The 20,052-nt window shown below is 38.1% G+C and carries 17 protein-coding genes and 1 pseudogene; 6 read left to right on the top strand and 12 right to left on the bottom strand.

Features of this window, described 5'->3' with window-relative positions; translation table 11 throughout:
- Positions 1–332: 332 nt before the first annotated feature.
- The 4 genes from CXF79_RS04235 to CXF79_RS04220 all read left to right on the top strand — a co-directional run bounded on the left by CXF79_RS04235 (position 333) and on the right by CXF79_RS04220 (position 3,293).
- Positions 333–635 carry a hypothetical protein gene (locus CXF79_RS04235; RefSeq protein ID WP_157825838.1) on the top strand — a complete coding sequence of 101 codons (303 nt, stop codon included), beginning with the start codon at positions 333–335 and terminating at the stop codon, positions 633–635.
- A 76-nt stretch (positions 636–711) separates the two neighbouring features.
- Positions 712–1,026, top strand: coding sequence for an HPF/RaiA family ribosome-associated protein (locus tag CXF79_RS04230; protein ID WP_011042187.1), 315 nt, complete (start codon positions 712–714; stop codon positions 1,024–1,026).
- A gap of 49 nt (positions 1,027–1,075) precedes the next feature.
- The gene (locus tag CXF79_RS04225; RefSeq protein WP_011042186.1) at positions 1,076–1,636 is read left to right on the top strand and encodes a CBS domain-containing protein; all 561 of its coding nucleotides are present in this window, start codon (positions 1,076–1,078) and stop codon (positions 1,634–1,636) included.
- A gap of 364 nt (positions 1,637–2,000) precedes the next feature.
- Positions 2,001–3,293 (top strand): metal-dependent hydrolase family protein, encoded by a 1,293-nt coding sequence (locus CXF79_RS04220; protein WP_232769081.1) that lies wholly within the window; start codon positions 2,001–2,003, stop codon positions 3,291–3,293.
- 149 nt (positions 3,294–3,442) lie between these two features.
- Here CXF79_RS04220 and CXF79_RS04215 read toward each other — a convergent pair whose 3' ends face one another.
- From CXF79_RS04215 to CXF79_RS23575, 3 genes and pseudogenes are all read right to left on the bottom strand, one after another.
- Positions 3,443–5,905, bottom strand: coding sequence for a TonB-dependent receptor (locus CXF79_RS04215; protein WP_198560034.1), 2,463 nt, complete (start codon positions 5,903–5,905; stop codon positions 3,443–3,445).
- 441 nt (positions 5,906–6,346) lie between these two features.
- Entirely contained in the window at positions 6,347–7,255 is a 909-nt protein-coding gene (locus CXF79_RS04210; RefSeq protein ID WP_101154085.1) for a hydrogen peroxide-inducible genes activator, read from the bottom strand.
- 129 nt (positions 7,256–7,384) lie between these two features.
- Positions 7,385–7,609: pseudogene (locus tag CXF79_RS23575) on the bottom strand (hypothetical protein).
- A gap of 82 nt (positions 7,610–7,691) precedes the next feature.
- Between CXF79_RS23575 and katG the strand changes: the two are divergent.
- Positions 7,692–9,914 carry a catalase/peroxidase HPI gene (gene katG / locus CXF79_RS04205; RefSeq protein ID WP_101154084.1) on the top strand — a complete coding sequence of 741 codons (2,223 nt, stop codon included), beginning with the start codon at positions 7,692–7,694 and terminating at the stop codon, positions 9,912–9,914.
- A gap of 143 nt (positions 9,915–10,057) precedes the next feature.
- On the top strand, positions 10,058–11,056 hold the full coding sequence (locus CXF79_RS04200) for a cytochrome-c peroxidase (protein ID WP_101154083.1): 999 nt from the start codon (positions 10,058–10,060) through the stop codon (positions 11,054–11,056).
- 113 nt (positions 11,057–11,169) lie between these two features.
- Here CXF79_RS04200 and CXF79_RS04195 read toward each other — a convergent pair whose 3' ends face one another.
- The 9 genes from CXF79_RS04195 to betA form a co-directional block, all read right to left on the bottom strand.
- The gene (locus CXF79_RS04195; protein ID WP_011042179.1) at positions 11,170–12,090 is read right to left on the bottom strand and encodes a hypothetical protein; all 921 of its coding nucleotides are present in this window, start codon (positions 12,088–12,090) and stop codon (positions 11,170–11,172) included.
- A gap of 45 nt (positions 12,091–12,135) precedes the next feature.
- The gene (locus tag CXF79_RS04190; protein WP_101154082.1) at positions 12,136–12,783 is read right to left on the bottom strand and encodes a hypothetical protein; all 648 of its coding nucleotides are present in this window, start codon (positions 12,781–12,783) and stop codon (positions 12,136–12,138) included.
- A gap of 145 nt (positions 12,784–12,928) precedes the next feature.
- Positions 12,929–13,390 (bottom strand): hypothetical protein, encoded by a 462-nt coding sequence (locus CXF79_RS04185; protein ID WP_101154081.1) that lies wholly within the window; start codon positions 13,388–13,390, stop codon positions 12,929–12,931.
- Between the two features lie 103 nt (positions 13,391–13,493).
- Positions 13,494–13,754 carry a DnaJ domain-containing protein gene (locus CXF79_RS04180; protein ID WP_011042176.1) on the bottom strand — a complete coding sequence of 87 codons (261 nt, stop codon included), beginning with the start codon at positions 13,752–13,754 and terminating at the stop codon, positions 13,494–13,496.
- Positions 13,755–14,030: 276 nt separating this feature from the next.
- Positions 14,031–15,353, bottom strand: coding sequence for an aspartate aminotransferase family protein (locus CXF79_RS04175; protein WP_101154080.1), 1,323 nt, complete (start codon positions 15,351–15,353; stop codon positions 14,031–14,033).
- A 246-nt stretch (positions 15,354–15,599) separates the two neighbouring features.
- Positions 15,600–16,076 carry a MarR family winged helix-turn-helix transcriptional regulator gene (locus CXF79_RS04170; protein WP_011042174.1) on the bottom strand — a complete coding sequence of 159 codons (477 nt, stop codon included), beginning with the start codon at positions 16,074–16,076 and terminating at the stop codon, positions 15,600–15,602.
- A 49-nt stretch (positions 16,077–16,125) separates the two neighbouring features.
- Positions 16,126–16,830, bottom strand: coding sequence for a TorF family putative porin (locus CXF79_RS04165; protein WP_101154079.1), 705 nt, complete (start codon positions 16,828–16,830; stop codon positions 16,126–16,128).
- 36 nt (positions 16,831–16,866) lie between these two features.
- Positions 16,867–18,084, bottom strand: a complete 1,218-nt coding sequence (locus CXF79_RS04160; protein WP_011042172.1) for a choline transporter — start codon at positions 18,082–18,084, stop codon at positions 16,867–16,869.
- A 238-nt stretch (positions 18,085–18,322) separates the two neighbouring features.
- Positions 18,323–20,005: a choline dehydrogenase gene (gene betA, locus CXF79_RS04155; RefSeq protein WP_101154078.1), complete on the bottom strand. Its 1,683-nt coding sequence runs from the start codon at positions 20,003–20,005 to the stop codon at positions 18,323–18,325.
- Positions 20,006–20,052: the final 47 nt, after the last annotated feature.

Raw genomic sequence — 20,052 nt, 5'->3', positions numbered from 1 at the left:
TATAGCCAGATTAGCATTATCGAGTAAAAAAGCTAGCCCAATTTCCCCTTTCGACCTTGTAACTAACTATAGTCCGAGTACATGCTAATACTGATTTACACTTATTCTTTGATTTAGTAATAACAAATATTCTGCGACTAACAAAGTCTAGTAATTTTATTGATTAGCCTAGGATATAATTTGAACACTACTTGTCTAACAAGGACGTCCGTAAAGGACGTAGTTATGTATCATTGAATAGTAATTGAAATAAAAATTTACATTTACACTCTTGATATAATAAATTTATCACTCAATATAGATATGACTAGTCATTTATTTTTGAGGAACGCGTGTACAAATTCATTTTTGCAATACTTATGTTTTTTGCAACCTACTCACATGCTGAGTCGGTCTATAGTATTGCCGATGAAATAAGCTCTAATACCTCAAACCACTTAATATTTGATGCGTTAACTGAAGTCGAAATTGATTCAGAACTAGAATATGATTTATCAATTGCCAACATTGATCATAATAATCGAATTCTCCAACTAACCTATTTATCTAAGTATTCACTTAACAATAACTTCCCATTATTAAATAATAAATTTAAATACTTACGCCCTAGAGCCCCTCCTTTTTTCATCATCTAAATTTCACAACTATAATTACATCAGTCCAAGTATCGATTTCGATGTAATGTCGCCAATTTTTCGTGGAGATTTACTTATGATGGTTACAACCACTTTTCGTCATAAAACTCAGGATTATCAATTGAAATCCTATGTTAATAAAATTGTAGAAAACCTGACTTTTTATACTGATTTGATTAACTGTATACAAGTAACGTTTGAAACTGATAGCTGTAGAAAAGGCAATGCTAAATATGGTTGCCATATATCAATACACTTACTTGGTAAAAAAAACATCGATATAAAAGTAATTTCTAACTATGCAAGAGATGCATTCGATCTGGCATTTAATCAATTAAGTAACAGGTTAAAAAACTCAGTCCGGCATAAAAAAATCGCTGACCATTCGTAGTCATTTTTCCGTTAAAAAAGGTAAACTTTTAAAATTATCAGAGGTTATTATGAAAAATTTACAATTATTTGATTTAGATTTAATAGACAACATTATCTCACCAGAAGATTTTAACCAGACTTCTTTGATGTCCCCAGCAACCGATATTTTTACAGACTTTAAAAAACATAAGGCGTTAATTATTGAAGATGAAACCCCCGCAGGTGAAGCATTAAAATTGATGGTAAAGACTCACGTTCGAATGAAAATTGTGATGTCAAAAGACAATGATTTTATGGGGATAATTAGCACTAAAGAATTAAACGAGCAGACAATAGTTACTGCTATTGCCAAAGGAAGTGAACGACATGAAGTATTGGTGAGTGATTTAATGGTGTTAAGAAGTGACTTACATGCATTTGATTTTAATGAGCTAGAAAATGCAACGGTTAATGATGTTGTTAATGTATTAGAAAATTATGGATTACGTCATTGCTTAGTTTTAGACAGAGAACACCACCATATTCGAGGTGTGATCTCTTCTAGTGATATTGCGAGAAAGTTACATTTACCTATAGATATTTATTCAAAAACGTCATTCAGCCACGTGTTTAAAGTGATTCATGGATAGGTATTATTGAAACTAGTTTGCTGACTTTATCCCAAGAAACATTAGCATTCAAAGTGTGGTGTTTAAGTTGGAATCAACATCATTTTTAGTAAAAATAATCAAAGCATAGTCATTCTATGCTTTGATTATCTAAGATAATAGAAAGTCATTTATAATCACATAAAAGCTGTTTGCACTTTCATCGAGTTCATTCTGTTCTCCACCTCATCCTAGCTAGCCTATTAATTACTCATAATTATTCACAGGCCGTTATTGTTATTCATCCATAAATTCCGTTAATTAGGCGTATTTTCATACCCCAATATTGATAACCTTGCTATGGTGAGTTATAAATTATAATACAAGGAAAATCATGAAATCTTTAATGAAAGTATCTACGCTTATTGGGCTTACCCTCTCCACTTTAGTATCAACTCAACTATCAGCAAAAACCCAAGTAATTCATGCGGGTGAAGTGTTAACAGTGCCTGGACAAGCGCCATTAACTGAACAAACTATTGTCATTAAAGATGGCGTTATCACCTCACTGAAATCAGGCTTTATTCCAGTCAATAAAATAGATAAACAAGCACAGTTAATTGATTTATCTAAGAGCTTTGTTATGCCCGGCCTTATGGATATGCATGTGCATTTACAAGGTGAATTAGGTCCTAAAAATGACAGTGAAAAACTCAGGATGTCAGATGCTGACAAGTTAGTGAAAAGTGCCTACTTTGCTAATAAAACCCTACTGGCTGGCTTTACTACCGTTAGAGATTTAGGTGGCAGCCCAGAGCAAAGCTATGCGTTACGCGATGGTATTGCTAAAGGTTACTTACAAGGCCCAAGAATAATAGCCGCAGGGAGTAATGTTGCCGTAACAGGCGGTCATGGCGATGTTGATGGCATGAACCCCGCGTTGTTAGAAATGCATACGGCTAAAACGGTCTGTGATGGTCCTTACGATTGTCGCCGAGCTACCCGCCGTGCGATAAAATTTGGTGCAGATGTTATTAAAATAACCTCTACAGGCGGTGTCTTATCAGACACTGATACTGGTACAGGTCAACAAATGGCGGATGATGAACTAAGAGAAGTCATTGATTCTGCCCATGCATTAGGTAGAAAAGTAGCCAGTCATGCCCATGCTGCAGCAGGCATAAACGCAGCATTAAGAGCCGGTGTTGATAGCATTGAACATGGCAGTTACGCCAATGAAGAAAGCATTAAACTGTTCAAGAGAACAGGTGCTTACTTAGTACCTACCTTGATGGCTGGCGATACTGTGGTAGCCTTAGCTAAAAATACTAACTTTATGTCGCCAGCGATCAGCGCCAAGGCCATTCGCGTAGGTGGCGATATGATCGAAAACTTTAAACGTTCATACAAGTCAGGTGTAAAAATTGCCTATGGCACTGACAGTGGTGTATCTAAACATGGTGATAATGGTAAAGAAGCAGTACTCATGTTTAACGCCGGTATGACCGCTCAAGATATTTTAAAGTCAGCTACCGTTAATGCTGCTGACTTAATTGGTAAATCTGAGTCGTTAGGCACCATAGAAGCAGGTAAAATCGCCGATATTATTGCCATGGATAACAGTCCATTAAAAGATATGAAAGAATTGCTTGATGTTGATTTTGTTATGAAATCTGGTGTTATCGTTAAACAGCAATAAATTTATTAGCACTTGATTGTTCTAGGGTGAAGTCACCAAATTAAATAATACTAAAGGCATAAAATAGTAAATAGAAAAGCCAGTAACTCTCAACGAATTACTGGCTTTTTATTATAAATGAAGGCGTAAAAACACTTTCAATTTAGCATTTATATTTGATAACTAAAGGTCAGTTTAGCATTACGTTCTTCGCCAGGCATACCACCCAAGAACATTGCTTTGTTATAGTAAACTTCATCGAACAGGTTATTAATGTTCAATTGTAGCTTCCAACTTTCCGCCTGATAACTTACAGCAGAATCAACCACAGTATAACTTTGCACGTAACCATCAGGAATACCAAAGGAGCTAGTATTGGTACTACGATCATCAACATATTTAACCCCCAAACTGAGATCTATTGGGCTAGCAAGTGAAAATAAATCTGCGCTATAAGTTACCCAAGTACTGGCCGTTACATAAGGAACGCCCTTTTGACGAGTATCATAACTACTTCGGTTTGGATCTTTCTTATCGCGAGCATCTTGATAAACACCATTGATATTGATCATCCAACGCTCATTCAGATGAGCATTCATATCTAACTCAACACCGGTCGTTTCTTCTTTACCGTCAAAAAAGTTTTTCGGCACATTTTCCGATGAAACACCGTCCTCATAATCAGGGTTTGAATACTGCAAGTTTGTACGAGAACTTTTGAAGAAAACGATAGAGGTTAACATTTGATCATCAAAGGCTTTAATACGCATACCTAAATCATCACTCATCGATTCAGAGTCTAATCGGTCTGAGCCATCACCTTTCACACCACCTAACATACTGTATGCAGTTCGCCCTTTTGAGTGATTAATGAAAAAAGAGAGGTCGTCGGTAGGCATATAAGTCACACCTAAATTGTAGGTAATACCATCATCATTAGTATCTGCTTCAGATGTCGGCGCTGCGGCACTAGCACGATAGCGTGCATCAACACCAAAATGTTCATAGCTTTGTTTAATTTCGTTAAATGCCACGCCTACGCGGGTAGAGAAACCATAACCAAAGTAACCCACATGTTGAACTCCAACACCCCATGCACTAACTTTTTTATTATAGTTACTGGTCATCAAGGGATCATGATCTTCAAATGAACCTTCAGCCCAATTAGGATTACGAATGTCGTAAATATAAGGTAAAGTGCCTTGGTAAGTCACGTCACCCGCTTTATTTGTAAGTACCTTATCGGCATCATATATTGAATGTTGTTTAAAACGGATATCTCTATCTTCATAGTTGGCGTTTAACAATAATTCATTGTCGATGCCAGCAAACTCGAAGTCATAGCGTAAATCTGCAAAATACTGCCAAGACGTTTCATCCGCTTCAACTTTTCGATATTCTTGTCGGCGAGCAGCAAAGGGATAAAGTACATCATCTTCAACTAAAGGTGCGCGAGGATTGGCATTGATAGTGCCACCACGGTTCCAATAAACATAATTATAAGCACCGGTTTGACGCGCAAAGCCTGAAGTATAATCGCGGTACTGTAATTGCTGATTTAAAAAAAGGTTATCGTTGAAAAAGTAATTATGAGTTAACTTAAACCTTAACTCTTCACCTTCATTATCTTTAGCCATAGGTGAAATGATGCCATTATGACCGAATTCATACGGAGTTAAACCATCACTATCAGCTAAAGACCCCGCTAATTGCTGTCGCTGAGCATCACTAAGTTGAATGCCTTTACCTTCAGGGTCGTTAATCAAATCTTGCCAACTTACTTCGCCAGCAGTTTTACCACCCACCGACTCGGCATTATAAATACGAATAGGATGACCAACAGAATCAACGGCAATAGCATCTTTTATATACGAAGCAGATAACATTAAATCTTGGCGTTCATCAAAAACATATTTGAGTGAACTGTAAATCTCATCACGGTCTGTGCCAATATCGCGATAACCATCACTGCGTGCAGACTTTGCTACAATACGATAAGCCAATTTATCCGTTAATCCGCCAGTGCTATCAATACTTAATGCAAATGTATCCCATTGTCCTAGCTCAGCGGTGATCTCATGGCTGCTAATAAACTCAGGTTTTTTTTCAATTAAATTAATGACACCACCGGCACTACCCATGCCATACAAGCCAGTCGCAGGGCCTTTAAGTACCTCGACAGATTCAACATTAGTTAACGAGCGCGTTGGGTTAAAGGTATTGCCAAGCCCTGCTCCACCGTACATACCATCATAAGTATAGTTAGCACCAAGCCCTCGAATAACTATGTTATCACCAATGCCATAGTTGTTTCCCGCTTGAGTAACACCACTAATATTACGCACTAAGTCTTGTAGGTTATTAACACCTTGCGCGTTAATTAGCTCTTCATCTACGATCACCACAGCCGCTGGTGTTTCCATTAACGACATATTTGACTTGGTTGCTAAGCCTGAATTCATAACCACTTGGTTTTGTCTTCCATAGACAGTGATAAGTTCTACATCCTTGTTTTTCAATTTTTTTTCTTGCACTGCTTCCGCTGATTTATTTTGCTCGTTAGCAGAAATAAAACCAGAAAAAAGTGCTGATGCACATGCGACAGCAAGTAGTGAAAAACGAAATTGTTGCACCTTTGTAACCCTCATTAGTATAATTGCCAGAACTATAAACGTAATGATAATGATTATCAATAACAAATAAAGGCAAGTTTTTACATCTTCATACTAAATCTTCAGCGGTGTAACAAAATTTACACTAACTCTCTCAGCATTTTTGCGGTCAGTTACTGCATTTATTCTTTATCTTTGTCGGCTTTGACAACATTGATCACCATAATAATTGTTCGGGTAATTACACTTAAGCGCCACTTTTCTATAGCCCGTTAAGTGTAAAAGTACTTTTATCGTTTTTATAATATTTTTCATTTTTATTCACCCCATCCATTAAGATAATACAAGTGTGCGCTCAGCTAGTAGTTCAGTAAATCAAATAAAACTGAATAGTTAATTCTATAAAAATGAAGCACAATCGGTATTACTAAGCATAAACATTCGATGGCTAAGCTAAAATAGTTAAGCCAAGCCACACTTTTTAGTCAATTGCTGACTGAAGATATCTTTTAGCAGGGTTAATTCATTAGTCCTGACATAATTAGGCCTAATCACTAAGGCAATCGTTCGATGTGGGCCTGGCTCATTTAAATGAACAGCCCTAAGTTCAGATTCATTATAGGTCAATTGATCTAATGCCATTTGTGGTACAAGAGTGGTGCCAAGCTTACCTGCAACCATTTGAACTAAGGTATGTAGACTCGCTGAATCAAAATCAGAATCTTGTTTTTTATTTTGTAAACTACATGCTGCTAGTGCGTGTTCTTTTAAGCAATGCCCCTCTTTTAACAACATCAACTTATCAATTTCTAGTTCTTCACTGGTAATTTCTTGCAACTTTTTCGGGCACTCATCTTTATGACACACCCAATAAAAGTCCTCTTGCCAAAAATTAAAACTCATCAAACCTTCTATAGGAAAAGGTAAGGCAAGTATCGCGGCATCAATTTCTCCCGTTCGTACCTTTTCAACTAAAATGTGTGATTGTTCTTCAATAATTTTCAATTTAAAACTCGAAAATTGTTTTCTCACCTCAGGTAAGACTTTAGGCAAAAGGTATGGACCAATTGTCGGGATCACCCCGATAGACATAGGGCTATAAAAAGGTTGTTTATTGGTTTGCGCTATCAGTAAAAGCTCATCTAATTCCAACTTAACCCTTTTAGCTTTATCGAGTATCAGCTGACCATTATTGGTGATTAAGACCTGTTTATTATTACGTTCAAAAACGGTAACCCCTAACTGTTTTTCAAGTTCAGTTATCGCGGTACTTAATGCCGATTGAGACACATTGCACGCCTCTGCAGCTTTCTTAAAGTGTAATGTTTTTTCAATGGCCAATGCATAGTGCAGTTGTTTTAAAGAGATCATATTTTAATGATTAATTTTATTGAACGTTAAGTTGATTTTAATCAGAAATACTAAATTAGTCATTATCAAAAAATAGAACGTTATCTTCTAGGTAATCAATTATTCAACCGGCCTTCTTTTTTCTATGCTTTATATGAGATTTTTATCACTAAAAGGGTCTGTTGACCTTTCGAGATTATTTTTGCAGCGGTTTGTTGCGTATTTATACAAGGCAGAGCCTTTGTCATGTGGTTGTTCCACATAAAAAGGCGATAACGCCGTAAAAATGTCCAACAAATGCTGTCCAAAGGATTAGGATAAAAGCGTCTTACTCATTGTTGAGTAGTATTTGCTTAGAGTGACTAGGCTACACACTACTCGCCGCGATTAAAACGCTTTTATCTCTAACAAAATTTAACAGCGAAAGATCAGCACCCCCTAAAATAAGGAATATATAATGTTTAAGAGCACACTCCCTATTGCAGCGGCGATTTCAGTCGCCTTAACTTCAATGGTATTGCCGGCAAAAGCGTTAGCTGCCAATGAAGCAAAAACCAATCAATTTTGGTGGCCAGATCAATTGAGCCTCAGTCCACTGCGTCAACATGGTGCAGAATCTAATCCTTACGGCGAACAATTTAATTATGCCAAAGAATTCGCTAGCCTCGACTTAGCAATACTTAAGAAAGATATTCAAACCACACTGACAGATTCAAAAAGTTGGTGGCCTGCTGATTGGGGGCATTATGGTCCATTAATGATACGCATGGCGTGGCATAGTGCAGGTGTTTACCGTGTTCATGATGGTCGTGGTGGTGCATCTGGCGGTCAACAACGTTTCGCGCCACTTAATAGTTGGCCTGATAATGTTAATTTAGATAAAGCGCGCCGCTTATTATGGCCGGTTAAACAAAAATACGGTCGTAAGATTTCTTGGGCGGATTTAATGGTACTTTCAGGCAATGTTGCCCTTGAATCAATGGGCTTTAAAACCTTCGGTTTTGCCGGAGGTAGAACTGATGACTGGGAACCAGATTTAGTTTATTGGGGACCAGAGACTGCGATGCTGTCCGACAAACGTCGCGACAAAAAGGGCAAATTAAAAGGCCCACTTGCCGCCGTAGAAATGGGGTTGATTTATGTTAATCCTGAAGGTCCACACGGCAAACCTGATCCATTATTAGCAGCAAACGATATCAGAATGTCATTTGGCCGTATGGCAATGAACGACGAAGAGATTGTTGCATTACTTGCCGGTGGTCATACGTTAGGTAAAGCTCATGGTGCAAAAAAACCTAACGGCTGTGTTGGTGCAGAGCCCGCAGCAGCTGACATTGAAGCACAAGGACTTGGCTGGAAGAACAAATGTGGTACTGGTGTTGGTGCTGACACAATCAGCAGTGGTTTGGAAGGTGCTTGGACAGTTACACCAACCCAGTGGTCTTCTAATTACCTAGATAATTTAATGAACTTTAATTGGGTATTAACTAAAAGTCCTGCAGGCGCAAAACAGTGGATCCCTGATAATAAAGCCGCGGCTAATTTAGTGCCTGACGCGCATATTCCAAACAAACGTCATGCGCCTATTATGTTCACCACTGATATTGCATTGAAGGAAGATCCTCAGTTTCGCAAAATTGTCGAGCGTTTTAGAGCAGATCCTACACAATTCGATCTCGCTTTTGCAAAAGCTTGGTTTAAGTTAACTCATAGAGATATGGGACCTCGTGCAAGATATGTTGGCGCGGAAGTGCCAAGTGAAGTGCTGATGTGGCAAGACCCTATACCAGCAATAAATTACCAACTAATTACCGAAAAAGATATCAAACAACTTAAAAAGCAGATTACTAACTCTGGCTTAACCACCTCTGAATTAGTAAGAACAGCTTGGGCAGCGGCTTCGAGTCATCGAGTAACTGATATGCGCGGCGGTGCCAATGGTGCTCGTATCAACCTTGAACCACAAAATAGCTGGGCGGTAAATAACCCCAAAGAATTGGGTAAAGTACTGACTAAACTTGAGGGCATTCAAGCAACATTTAATAAAAAATCGGCTAAAACAAAAGTATCACTCGCTGATGTCATTGTTCTAGGCGGCGCAACCGCAATAGAAAATGCGGCAGCAAAAGCGGGTAATAGAATCGCAGTGCCTTTTTCACCTGGTCGTGCTGATGCTAGCCAAGCGCAAACTAACGTTAAGTCATTTAATTACTTAAAACCAAAAGCAGATGGTTTCCGTAACTTTTACACCGATGATAGCTATAGCTCACCTGCAGAAATGTTAGTGGATAAAGCGAACTCTCTTGGTTTAAACGTTCCTGAAATGACCGTACTTATTGGTGGTATGCGAGCGCTTGATGCTAACTATGATGCCTCTTCCTACGGTGTTCTCACCAACAACCCCGGTGTGTTAACTAATGATTTCTTTGTTAACTTACTGGATATGAAGACGGTATGGAGTAAAGATAAGTCAAATGCCGGAATATATATAGGTCATGACCGCGCTTCAGGTACAGAAAAGTGGCAAGCAACACCTGTTGATTTAATTTTTGGCTCTAGCTCTGAATTAAGAGCCATTGCAGAAGTATATGCCTCAGACGATGCTGATAAAAAGTTCGTTAATGACTTTACTAAAGCATGGGTCAAAGTCATGCAATTAGACCGTTTTGATTTGAAGTGAGATTGAATTAAGTAACTAACATTTAGCTAGTGCTAGTTAATTTTAGTTACTAAAATCTAGCTTAACGTAAGTAACTAATACGCCTAGAGGTGTATTAGTTACTTTATACTTAACTGCCTACATTACGTATTTATAGCCAACTAATGATTAAACCTTTTCTTTCAACGATGCTGACATTGTTATGCTTTATTGGCTTTAGTCAAGGTTATACGCAGCCCTCAACACAGGACATTGTGCTATCGTTCTTTGAACCGCTTCCCCATGTTATGCAAGGAGCTGAACAAGATACCTCAGCATTGATTAGTTTAGGTAAAAAATTATACTTTGAAACCGCGCTATCAATAAACCATTCTCAATCATGTAACTCCTGCCATAACCTCAATAGTGATGCCGCAGGTGTTGATCACTTGAAGGTATCTATAGGTGCATTGGGAAGTATCGGTGAACGTAATGCTCCCACAACATGGAACGCTGGTTTACATGTCGCTCAATTTTGGGATGGGCGAGCGAAAACGTTAGCGCAACAAGCTAAGTTTCCTATTTTCAATGTAAAAGAAATGGCAATGACCTCTGAAAGTCAGGTAATAGAACGCCTTAACAGTAAAGGTTATTTAGCTGATTTTAACAGTGGCTTTCCACAACAATTATCGCCAATAAACCTAGAAAATATTGCCCAAGCACTTGCCGCATTTCAGCGAACATTAATCTCCAAAGATCGGTTTGATGATTACTTAGCAGGTGATAAAGGCGCAATCAATCAAAGTGAAAAAGCAGGTTTACGGGTGTTTATAGAGAAAGGCTGTGTTGCTTGTCACAATGGCGCAGTCCTTGGTGGTCAGCTCTTTATGAAAATGGGTATAGTGCATCCATATCCAAATAAGATAGATAAAGGTAAAGCGCAGGTAACGGGGAATCCCGCTGACAATTATTTTTTTAAAGTACCTTCTTTGCGAAACATACTCAACACCGCCCCCTATTTTCATGACGGTGCCGCGGCAACTATAGAGCAAGCAATTGAAGATACCGGTTGGCATCAACTAGGTATTAAACTCAACGAACAAGAAGTTAAATCGATTAAAATCTTTTTTAAGACCCTTAACAATCAAAAATTATTTAACCGCGTCATTTTGCTAGATGATTAAATTAGTAATAAAAAAAAGCGAACCGAAGTTCGCTTTTTATTTTTTAAATCGACTAATTACCTAACCTTATGAAGTATCGCTACCATCAAGGATAAGTCAATTAAGCAGATAAATTACCTATCGTCTGGCATTAAATAAGCGAGGTCATCTTCATCGTCTGCATGAAAATCATAACCACCCTCAAAATCACCATGTAATTCATTCGCAACAGTAATTGGAAGTTCTAATATTTCTTGAATATGAATGGCAACATCAATTTGTTGATTAATGATGCCTTTAAACTCATAGAAATTTAATAAATCTATTTCTTGTAAGTAACTCTTAGTCAGTATCGACAACTGGCCTGTTAGCTTTAAGATACAAAGTTCTAACTTTTCAAGTAAGTCATCTTTACTGGTGCTAGCAAGGAAAGTATTGAATGTTTGATATAACGAACTGGTAAACACTTTTTTATCAGAGTCGATCATTAATAAAGCAATCGCAGTATTAAGAAATCGTTGCAACTCAAACAACAATATATCTTCATCGTTATCAACTAGGATGGAACTGGCACAATAGCTGGCTGCAATGTTTTTATAAACATCTAATAGCTTCGCACTTTTATAACCTTCTTTGAGTAAACTATCATGCATTACTCTAATATCAGAGGTGTCATTAATTGCTATACCATAGCTGGTGATTGAAATGCTTTCAAAGTATGAAGGAGATATTTTCTTCAATTGCGCATATTTAGCCCAACCCGCTCTAAAGCAATAAACAATACCTTGAGTTTTTATAATCTCTTTTGCTTTAACTTCATCTTTATCACAAAGATCTAATAAACCTAAATTGGTGATGCCCAGAACAATTTCACAGCCTTTATTAATTTGATCTGCATAGATAATAGATAAATTATCAGAGGCTATCCTCAAAGACATATCAACTAGTTGTTGTTTGATTTTATGCACTAACTCCGGAGAAAAATAGCCTTCGCTTTCCCCGTCTTTTAAGACCAAAAGTAGAAACGGATGGTTTCTTAACTCTGCAATTCTCATTAATGAATCCTAATTATATAAAACTGTCATAAAGGCTATAGAAAATTACAGCGGTGCAAACATGTCATCGGTATCAATTTCTACCGAAGTCACTCTTTGTTTATTAGCATTATCTTTCAACGCTTTTTCAACATTTTCTAATGTACCATTGCTGCTTACCACCATAACTTCACGATAGGCTTCTTCATCTAATGTTTTAATTTTCATTAACAGTTCTTCAATACTGCCTGATGTTTGTTCTTCATCTTCTTCTATTTCAGAAAAGTCATGGCCGACAAACGGTAGAGACAAATATAATAAGCCAAAATCATCTTCTACAATGGCTTTTAAAACTTCTAACTGTTTTTCTTCATCATCAGAGGAAAGAAAAATTTGTGACAATAAACTATGTGCTTCTGTTTGTGCGCAAAATACGTGGTCTTCATCCATATTTTGCCAATAAGAAGGTTCAACATTTAGTAACTGTTTAATTGATTCGGCATCCATTAACCAGGTAGCGATTGAAGGAATGGTGGCATCATGTTCTCGAACAATTTTAGCGACGGTCAAAATATCCATCTCAGTTAATACAGCTAACATTGTTTCATCACCTTGCTCAGAAGCGATTGCCTCTAACGAAGTGCCTGCGCGTCTACCGCTTTGTTGTGCTATTTCGATAATATCAGTAGCCAAAATGAGTGCGTTTTTCGTCACGTTTATTCCTTAAAAGTATTTATACCATGTGAAAAAAATAGACTTGCTAATGCGGTCCACAGTAATTCAATTGTTATTATATTTTCCAATAGAAGATCCAATTTAATCAATTAGGACAATCCAGTTGAAAAGCGAGTGTTGAAAGCTAGTAGTTCTCATCAAAGTCGTCAGAGGCATAGTCATCAGCTTGATCAAAATCGTCTGCTTCTGCTTTTAACGGTGTCGCATCATAGCGATTATAAAAATGAATAATTAACACGGCAGTTTTTAAATCCTGCTCTGCATGCTGCATCAATTCGGTGATACAGGCTCTAGCATCCGCATGTACACCAACGAATGGTTTAACATCCGCCCATGACGGCTCTTCTGCTAAATCGATTAAAGCCAAATTTTTACTATCAATTCGAATTTTTGTCGTTATAGCCATGGCTAATTGATCAACCATCCCTGAAAATAACAATGGGGTAGCTTTTAACTGTTCAAATAAATTAGTTAAGTATATTGATAATAATTCAGGGTTTTCTGGATCAGTTAACGAGTCCATATTTTCTAAATACATAGAAAAATCATCGGTTAAATAATCAGGTATATTTTTGTCAGATTGCAAAGATTTTTCCCTAAGTGCGTCTTTTCAAATTAAGAGTATGGAGTATTTTCCAATTGAAATTTTTCTGATTGAACCTTTACTGGTTGAATCTGGTTATTGACGTCTAGCTCAACGCATTGCGCCAAAAAGAATCAGCAACCTCTCGGGGATCAGTAATTACGGTATAGTTACTTTTCAAATATAAAGCGCGCTTTTTAGGATCTAAAATAGCATCGTAAGCTTCTTTAATTAATTGAAATTTTTCTTCAACTTCACTACCACTGTTTTTATCTGGGTGATATTTATTAGCGAGTTTTCGATAGGCTTTTTTGATATCGATGGTGGTCGCATCTCTACTCAAACCTAACTGTTCAAAATGATCCATATAAACAACTACCTCGTGTCGCAGTTTTACCTTAACGACATCATTAAATTTACTTATGGAACTAACTAATATCAATCGTACTAATTTATTGATCCGATTGGTATAAGGAGGGGTAACGTTAAACGTATTTTAAGCTAATCAAAACATTCTTGCTACTTTTTTCAGTTAGTAAGAATGTTCGCTATCGCTGCTTACACGTATGAAAAAAGGAACGAGCATTCCCCTTTTCCATATCAAACTAATTCAAATTAGCTCAATCTAACGCGCAATCACTTATTATTCGTTTATTGCCGCTGCCATTGATTGCTCGGCAACTTGCTCTAACCAGTTAAGATCAACTGTTTGGTGAGCCTCACAAATAAACCAAGGTTCACGTGAGTCTGGCTCTAACATAACGCCATTTTCGATCAAATTAAGGGCAAATTGAGTGTAAAGATCACTATTGGTTTGTTTCCAATCGCGATAATTTTGCGGTACTTTACTACCAAAATGTACACCAAACATGGCATCAGGGCCGGCAAAACAATGCTCAACGCCAAACTTAGTAAACACCCGTGAAAGTAATGCTTGAATTTTTTGACCTACATTCGCGATAGTTTCAAGGGCATCCGTTTCTTTAAGTACGGTTAACGTGGCTTTGGCTGCACTTAAGGCAACCATGTTTGCTGTATAAGTACCGCCGTGTGTCACGCCATCTTTAGCAAAAGAAATGGTATCCATCACTTCAGCTCGCCCACCAAAAGCAGCAACAGGGTAACCGTTACCCATGGCTTTAGCATAGGTGGTTAAATCGGCGAAAATACCATATAGTGCTTGGGCGCCGCCTTTGGCAACACGAAAACCAGTTTTCACTTCATCCATGATCAACAATGAACCGTTGTTATCACAAACGTCACGTAATTTTTGCATATAGGCTTGTGTTGAAGCAATAGAGCCACAGTTGCCCATGATAGGTTCAATTAATATTGCAGCAATGTCATCGCCATATTGCGTAAATACAGCATCTATCGCATCAAAATTATTCAATGGTACGCTTACTTGATGTTCACGAGTACTTTGTGGAATTCCTCCACCAAAAGGTACGATATCAGGCACTTGTTGCGTATTCACATCCCAATTATCAACATCTGACTTCCACATAACTTCATCGTGCAAACCATGAAAACCGCCTTCAACGACAACAATTTTATTTCGTTTGGTAAAACCACGTGCGGTACGGACTGCCCCAATAACGGCCTCTGTTCCTGAGTTGGAAAAACGCATTTTATCGATATTAGGACAAAGTGATTTCACTAATTCAACCACATCAGAATCAAGACCAGTCGAAAAACCAGAAATTGTACCTACCGTAGTAATGGCGCTAATAACTTCGTTATCAATTCGTTCATCACGATAACCTAGAATAATTGGACCATAAGCTAAGCGAAAATCAACGAAGGTTTGCTCGTCACAGTCAGTAATCGTGCAACCTTTCATACTACTTAAAAATACGGTATTTTCTTCCCCCCAATAACGGTAGCTATCAGCCACGCCTAACGGCATATTATCAATGGCTCTTGTAAACATAGCGTTGCTATTAGGTTTGTTTTTCTTGCTCATGGGGTTCTCCATCTTAATAAAGTGTTTTTAACAATGTCTGTAAATTAAAGTACGTGGGCTATAAATTTAATAGCAGTGGCTTAATTGGCGCAGATAATACAGCGCTAGTGCGATGACAGGAAGTGCTATGGGTGTTTTTTTGGGGGTATAGTGACTAAAAACAATCAATTTTGTCTGAATTACACAAAAGTTCACCGTCGGTGAACTAGAGTAATCAACTTTTTCGAAGGTTATAATAAAAGGTTATTACTGCCCTTCTTGGATTTGTCCAACTACCAGTACTGGTGCAGCATCAAGTTCTTCTGCATCCATCATAGAAGCAATTCGCTCAACAGAGGATAATAGCTGACTTTGCTCCCAAGATTCTAGTGCTTGATAACGTTTGATGAAATGTTCTTGCAGTGGTTTTGGCGCACCTTGCAGTAGCGTTTCTCCCGCCAAAGAAAGGTATAGCTCGACTTTGCGCTTATCTAACTGACTACGCTTACGCATAACCAATTCTTTTGCTTCCAAGCGATCAATGATGCTGGTGACCGTTGCTGGGCTCAAATTAATTTCGTTAGCAACTTGTTTTGCCATTGGTGCATCTAACTGAGCAATCTTGGTCATTACCATGAGCTGAGGCCCGGTTAACCCTGATTTTTTATTCAGTTGTTTAGAGTGTATTCCAATCGCCCGGATAACTTGACGTAATGAAATTAAAAGCTGATCGTATTTTTCCATATTTATCTACTCATTTAGCCCCTGAACATTCAGGGACTATCTAAATCGATTATAAACTAAATGTGCGAGAAATTGAAAACACTACACGAGCATCAGCCGTATCAATATCCATATTGGTGTTTTCAAAGGCTAGGTCAAAATCAAATCCTTTCCAATTTGTCATGTATTCAACACGGTAATGATTGTAAGCATCTGTGCCATCCCAAGCCCAAATAGCTTCATCAGCAGATGTTGAGCGGTCAAAACTCACTTTAATGTTATGTCCAGGTGCCACTTCTACTGTGTGAGCAACCATAGCGATGTAATGACTTACATCTAAACCAAAATAATCCCAGCTGTACCAGAAGTTTAATTCACTATCTCCCATAGATGAGCTGTAACCTAATTTTGCATAAGCTTCTGGGTAATTGTAAGTATCAGACGCAGAGTCACCATGATAGGTGTAATACGCAATACCGGTATCTAGCCCAAATTTGTCATTAAGCTGAAAGTATTGTCCAACATAAGCATCCCATTCGATATTGGTGTCTTCACCAGAACCAAAATCAACGTTTGACGCCCAAGTACCTGCATAAAATCCGCTATCATCAGCATAATCCAAGCTGCCTTGTAGCGCTGGATCATTATCTGTTTGGCTAACACCGTTAAAAGTGTAATCTGAAGCTAGGTTAACCGTTGCAGATACATCTGCTAAAGCAGAGGCAGAAAAAGTTAGTAGACCAGTTGTTACCGCTGCAATTATAATTTTATTCATTATTATTTTTCTCATTAAATTTTTTGATATCTGAAACTAATTTATTAGTTCAATTTTATTAAAATCGATTTTATTTTCTTTCGGTGAACACTCTATCTCGCTGACCACTTTAAATTTGGTCAATAAAATATAACCAAAACAAGTGAAGAACAGTCCAATAACTACGGCGCCAACCCATTGGATTTGTAAGAAATCCAACTTGAATAACAACGTAAGTAAGCTCAGCACAATGATATTGCCCAAAAAGTATTTAACTTTGCCCACGCGGTTGACACTCAAATTCAAATTATCGGTATATAAACGAATCAATGAATCGAGAGAGTTGATCACAAAAGTAACGCCGACAATTGCCATCATAATGTTGTAGAAACCAGCGGTTTCAAGACCGTTAGCACTGTAGTAATACAACACAGTGAACCATATCGCGATTGGAATAGATGGGAATATCAACATAGCGCCCAACACTTGATAAGTACGTAAACCACCAACAAAACGGGCAGTAAACTGACCAATCATAATGCTCCATGCAAACCACCAGTAAAGGTAGAACTCATGATAATCATTTAATGGCAGAACGAATTCGTGAATATTGCCAAAGTAGCCGCCAAGTAAGGCAATCGTACTGGCAAATTCACCGATACTTGAACCTTCTGAAAGAAAAGCACCACCCCACATAAGAGCAATCAAGCCAATAAATAACCAAGTAGTCGCGAGGCTTAGCAAACGTACATAACGTATGCTGGTACTAGAATAGACAGCTGCAGCGATAACTAAGAAAACAATCAGATAGAAACTACCAATAATTGATTCACCATCGCCAAGTTCAGGTACATACCACGGCAAGTTAGTTAGCAATAAATACGCAGTAAAAGCACAGGTTCCTATGATGACAACATTGTTAATCAGCTTAATTAAAGGCAATTGAAAAAATTGCACGCGCGGCTCAATAACACAGAAGTAAAAACAAGTTAGAAAGTAAAAACCCCAGATAAGAAACGCCCAAAAGCCAAATTCAATAGACAAAGCGTTAGTGAAGCTATACTCAGGACTTGCTACTAAATCAGCATAACCTGCAAATTCCGTTAACGGGAACATGATAAGTCCAACATCAAGACCTGATGTGAACAAAATAGCGATAAAGGTAAATGTTTTAACGGGTGTTACACCCACACAACGAATATTTCCCCAGCGATATAACACAAAGGCAATGGCAGCAAAGGTAAATAAGATCCCTGCAGATAACCAAGCGGTCATAACGACCTCCCCATAATGGTTTTAATAGATGTAAACACGTATTACTCCTCTTCTTTTTATAGTTAGAGTACTCGGTATCGCCCACGTAAGACTAAGCGAATAGAGTTATTCACTTAGTCTTACCTAGGTTTCAAATGTCAATTGTCGCAGCCATGATTAGTATCTTGACGGCGATAATTAATGCCTGATGGAGTACTCACGATTAAACTTTTATTGGTTTATTTTTATTAGTTTATTGTTATATTTTTCTTTTTGGCTCGTTAGCACGCTGTTGTTGCTGCCAGTTAGGCGCAATCTTTACGGCAGCCTGAGAAGGCGCTAGTGTTTCACGGCCTCGAATAAGATCAGCGGCACGTTCTGCAACCATTATCGTTGGTGCATTAAGATTACCATTTGGAATGGTTGGGAAAATAGACGAGTCAACAACGCGTAATCCCTCAATACCATGTACGCGAGTTTCTGAGTCAACAACGGCTAATTCATCTGTACCCATTTTGCATGAGCACGAAGGATGGTAAGCACTTTCAACAAATTGACGAACAAAGGCATCAATTTCTTCATCACTTTGCACATTGATACCTGGCTGAATTTCTTCACCACGATACTCATCAAGCGCACTTTGGTTGATAATTTCTCGAGTTAAACGCACACAAGCACGGAAACCTTCACGGTCTTCTTCGTGTTCAAGATAATTAAAACGTATTTGTGGATGTGCTTTAGGATCGTTTGATATCGCTTTAATAGAACCGCGACTTTTCGGTTTGTTATGACCTATATGAACTTGAAACCCATGTCCTGCAAAGGCTTCTTTACCATCGTAACGCATTGCTGCAGGTAGAAAATGGTATTGTAAATCTGGCCATTCAACATTAGCTTTAGAACGAATAAAACCACAAGATTCAAAATGATTAGTAGCGCCCAGTCCTTTTTTGGTGAAAAACCAACGGCTGCCAATTAAAAATTTGTTCCACAAGCCAAGTTGGCCATTGAGTGATATTGGTTTTTTACATTTGAACTGGAAGTAAAATTCTAAATGATCTTGTAAGTTTTGACCTACGCCGGGCAAATCATGTTGCACTTCAATACCAGCTTCTTCCAAGTCTTTTTTAGCGCCGATACCAGAGAGTTGTAAAAGGTGTGGTGAACCAACAGGCCCCGCCGATAAAATCACCTCTTTCTCAACACTCACATCGAAAACTTGCCCTTTGCGTTCATAACGTACGCCAACAGTTTTTTTACCGTCTAATAATACTTTATGGACTAACGCATGAGTGATTACCGTTAAATTACTACGCGCCATTGCTGGGCGAAGGTAAGCATTTGCAGTAGAACAGCGCACACCGTTCTTAACGGTCATGTGCATTGGGCCAAACCCTTCCTGTGCTGCAGCGTTATAATCATCCGTTGCAAAATAACCGGCTTCAACACCTGCATCAACAAACGCTTGATACAGCGGGTTTTTCATTTCATTACCGTTATTAACCCCTAATGGTCCGCTTTTACCACGGTATTCGTTACCATCAAATGCCCAAGTTTCAGCTTTTTTAAAATATGGTAAACAATGAGCATAATCCCAGTTTTGGGCACCACTTTGCTGCCATTCATCAAAATCTCTAGCATGTCCGCGAACATAAACCATGCCGTTAATTGATGATGAGCCACCTAATACTTTGCCTCGTGGGCAATGCATACGACGTTCATCAAGAAATGGCTCAGGTTGGGTTTCAAACTGCCAAGCGTATTTTTTGGTATTCATCGGAATTGACAGTGCGGTTGGCATCTGAATAAAAATACTCTTATCACTACCACCGGTTTCAAGTAACAATACGCGATTATTACTGTCTTCACTTAAACGGTTAGCCAGTACACAGCCTGCAGAGCCTGCACCAACAATAATGTAATCAAATTTTTCGCTTTTCATGTAAAACTCTTATTTGTAACTTATTTGCCACTTATCAAACACTTACA

The sequence above is a fragment of the Colwellia sp. Bg11-28 genome, from assembly GCF_002836245.1.
GTDB classification, from domain to species: domain Bacteria; phylum Pseudomonadota; class Gammaproteobacteria; order Enterobacterales; family Alteromonadaceae; genus Colwellia; species Colwellia psychrerythraea_A.
Note: the sequence above shows the minus strand (reverse complement) of the source record. Positions and strands in the feature narration are given on the sequence as shown.

Coding starts and splice junctions, on each gene's coding strand:
- CXF79_RS04160 (WP_011042172.1), bottom strand. CDS start 18,084: ATGACCGCTTGGTTATCTGCAGGGATCTTATTTACCTTTGCTGCCATT.
- CXF79_RS04170 (WP_011042174.1), bottom strand. CDS start 16,076: ATGGAAAAATACGATCAGCTTTTAATTTCATTACGTCAAGTTATCCGG.
- CXF79_RS04175 (WP_101154080.1), bottom strand. CDS start 15,353: ATGAGCAAGAAAAACAAACCTAATAGCAACGCTATGTTTACAAGAGCC.
- CXF79_RS04165 (WP_101154079.1), bottom strand. CDS start 16,830: ATGAATAAAATTATAATTGCAGCGGTAACAACTGGTCTACTAACTTTT.
- CXF79_RS04180 (WP_011042176.1), bottom strand. CDS start 13,754: ATGGATCATTTTGAACAGTTAGGTTTGAGTAGAGATGCGACCACCATC.
- CXF79_RS04195 (WP_011042179.1), bottom strand. CDS start 12,090: ATGAGAATTGCAGAGTTAAGAAACCATCCGTTTCTACTTTTGGTCTTA.
- betA (WP_101154078.1), bottom strand. CDS start 20,005: ATGAAAAGCGAAAAATTTGATTACATTATTGTTGGTGCAGGCTCTGCA.
- CXF79_RS04210 (WP_101154085.1), bottom strand. CDS start 7,255: ATGATCTCTTTAAAACAACTGCACTATGCATTGGCCATTGAAAAAACA.
- CXF79_RS04230 (WP_011042187.1), top strand. CDS start 712: ATGATGGTTACAACCACTTTTCGTCATAAAACTCAGGATTATCAATTG.
- CXF79_RS04225 (WP_011042186.1), top strand. CDS start 1,076: ATGAAAAATTTACAATTATTTGATTTAGATTTAATAGACAACATTATC.
- CXF79_RS04200 (WP_101154083.1), top strand. CDS start 10,058: ATGATTAAACCTTTTCTTTCAACGATGCTGACATTGTTATGCTTTATT.
- katG (WP_101154084.1), top strand. CDS start 7,692: ATGTTTAAGAGCACACTCCCTATTGCAGCGGCGATTTCAGTCGCCTTA.
- CXF79_RS04220 (WP_232769081.1), top strand. CDS start 2,001: ATGAAAGTATCTACGCTTATTGGGCTTACCCTCTCCACTTTAGTATCA.